The organism is Pararhizobium sp. P1_E7, from assembly GCF_056405855.1.
The window spans coordinates 1-2,542 of the sequence record NZ_JBFUBH010000170.1 but is presented as its reverse complement, the minus strand read 5'-3'; the positions used below and the strand labels follow the sequence as shown (position 1 = coordinate 2,542).

Below are 2,542 nucleotides of genomic sequence, written 5' to 3'. Positions count from 1 at the left end.
CCTTATTGCCTGGCTCGACGGCAATGTCCCTCAGCCTGAATTTGATGCGTCCCCCGTCCCCGATTTCAATTTCACGCTTCTTGTCCAGATCTACGTCGATTTTCATATGACACCCCCTTGAAGCCCCTATGCGAGCGCGCTCGATTGGCGTAGTTCTAAGTTGTTCGTCACGTTCAGAATGCTATCATTCGCGACCATATAAGTCATTCGCCAAACATCGGAGTTAGACGAAAGCAAGTCGCCGGATTTTCATCATTGAAGGCCCGTTGGGCCGGATTGTGGAGGCAAGAATGTCTGCAGAGAATAAGCAAGGGGCAGCGGGATCGCAGAGCGGCCTTTTCATGTCGGCGGATGAGCTACGCGCCTATGCCGACAAGATCGACACCGCACGAGCGTCCAAGGCCTTCCAGGGAATGAAATCGGCGGAAGACGCACGCAGTGCGCTGATGGCGCGCTTTTCGAAGCCGGTCCCAATCACTGACGAACTCCGCAATAGGGTGCTGTCCCAACTGAAAAATGCAGCCGCGGAAGGCTTGACCGAGCTCAAGGTTCTTCAATTTCCCGTCGAGCTTTGCACCGACGATGGGCGAGCGATCAACAACAACGATCCCGATTGGCCCGAAACGCTGACGGGTGTCCCGCGGCAGGCCTACGATATATGGCGCGACAAGCTGAAACCCGCCGGATATCGACTTTCCGCAATGATCGTGGAATGGCCGCATGGCATGCCAGGCGATGTCGGCTTTTTTCTGAGTTGGGGCGAGGATCGCAAATACTGACGCCGTTTAGCACGGGCCTCGTAGGCAAGAGTCACTATCCGAATAGGAAACGGCAGTGTAATCCCGCGCTGGTTTGCTGATGTCTTGTGCTTGGATACCAGCGCTCTTCATGAGAGTTTGGGCGGCAGCAGATAGAGGGTCATGGCCAGAATAAGGTAGACCATCAGCAGCAGCACTCCCACGAACCATGTTGAACGCCCTCCTGATGTCACAAGGACGACTGTCATGGCTGCGAACAACATCATCACTACGGCGCCCGGCCAGAACTGCAGGTCCATGGGAGTGGGGCCGATAGCGTAGCTCAATAGAACCAATACTGGGGCCACGAATAGGGCAACCTGCGCAGCACTGCCAAGCGCAATACCAACACTGAGATCAAGACGGTTCTTGCGTGCGCCGGCGAAGGCCGACGCCATTTCGGCTGCGCCGCCGACCAGGGCGACGACTATAAAACCGATGAAGGCAGGTGTCATGCCAAATGAGACCGCAGCTTGCTGCACGGATCCGACGAAGATTTCGCTGACCAGGGCAACCAGCAGCGTCGCCCCCGCAAGCGTAGCGAGCGCTGTGCCCATAGGGATGCCAGGGCCATGCTCGCCAGTTTCCGGGCTACTGAAGAGTTCAGGGTGGGTCTTCTGTGAAAACAGCAGGCCCAGTCCATAGACCGCAATAAGAAGCAGGGAAAGACCGACGCTCAGCTGACGGGTAAAGTCCGACATGCCGATGGAATCGGCGGCTGATATGGCGGAGGGGATCAGGATGGCAACAGTCGCAACGAACAGCAGGCTCGCCTGAAACCGCGCATTTACGCGGTTAAATTCCTGCATGTGTTGCTTTAGCCCGCCGAGGAGAAAGGAGGCTCCCATTAGAAACAATGTGTTCGTGACGATCGCCCCGGCAACCGAGGCTTTGACCAGATCGTGTTGACCGGCCTGCAGCGCGGCGAGCGCGATAACCAGCTCCGTCAGATTTCCGAGAGTGGCGTTGAGCAGGCCGCCGGTCGCATCGCCCATCTTCGCCGCGACGCCTTCGGTGGCATGACTGAGCAAGATAGCGAGCGGAAATATCGCCAAGACCGACAGGAGGAAAAGCAAAGTGTGGGCAGTTGGCATCGTGTGTTCGACGATCAACGCGACAGGCACGAATATCAGCAACCAGAGCGCCCGGTTTTGGCGGATTTCTTTCAGCAAGCTGCCCATGTTCGAATCCAATCCGGTTCTATAGACGAGGAGAAAATATGGCCTGGCAGGTCAGTCGGCGGCGTGCGTTATCCTCCCAAGGCAATGGTGATCGCTACCAGCACGGCTCCGATCGACATCATGGCGAAGGCCATTGGCCAGGGCCTGCGACCGGCGTAGTTGCCGAGCTGCGCGCCAATGGCGAACAGCATGGCGAGCGCCACCGCGTTGGAGATGCGCATTGCCAAGGGAAGATTGGCGATAAACAGAAACGGCATGCTTGGCGGCAGGGTCGATAAGACGACGAGAACGAAAATCAGGCAGGCAGCTTTGAGATCGCCTATGCGGATCACGTGTCGTGCAAGCCGCGGCGGCTGCTCCTTCATGCGCGTCAGAAAGGTATCGACCTCGCTGTCGTCCATGACCCGTCGAGCTTCCGAAGGTAGGTTCTCAAGCAAGACCTGCCGCGCCTTGGCCATCGGCAAGGTCTGGATCGCAACGATGAAGCTGTTGTGACGTGCTCGCTCGATCACTGTAGCGAGCACGAACTTCACAGCATCGACGATACCCCACGCAATGTTGCAG

3 protein-coding genes are annotated in these 2,542 nt (G+C 57.4%); 1 reads left to right on the top strand and 2 read right to left on the bottom strand.

What is annotated here, in order from left to right; all coding sequences use genetic code 11:
• Positions 1-290 precede the first annotated feature (290 nt).
• Complete coding sequence (locus AC1D17_RS28475) at positions 291-779, top strand: hypothetical protein (protein WP_477568562.1); 489 nt, start codon at positions 291-293, stop codon at positions 777-779.
• A 107-nt stretch (positions 780-886) separates the two neighbouring features.
• On the opposite strand, the gene cax is transcribed toward AC1D17_RS28475, so the two are convergent.
• Positions 887-1,978 carry a calcium/proton exchanger gene (gene cax / locus AC1D17_RS28470; protein WP_477568561.1) on the bottom strand — a complete coding sequence of 364 codons (1,092 nt, stop codon included), beginning with the start codon at positions 1,976-1,978 and terminating at the stop codon, positions 887-889.
• A 68-nt stretch (positions 1,979-2,046) separates the two neighbouring features.
• Positions 2,047-2,542, bottom strand: a 496-nt coding sequence (locus AC1D17_RS28465; RefSeq protein WP_477568560.1) for a VIT1/CCC1 transporter family protein, incomplete at its 5' end; no start/stop codon positions are given.

What these genes read in the sequence shown, in the direction of transcription:
- cax (WP_477568561.1), bottom strand. Translation starts at nt 1,978, where the DNA reads ATGGGCAGCTTGCTGAAAGAAATCCGCCAAAACCGGGCGCTCTGGTTG.
- AC1D17_RS28475 (WP_477568562.1), top strand. Translation starts at nt 291, where the DNA reads ATGTCTGCAGAGAATAAGCAAGGGGCAGCGGGATCGCAGAGCGGCCTT.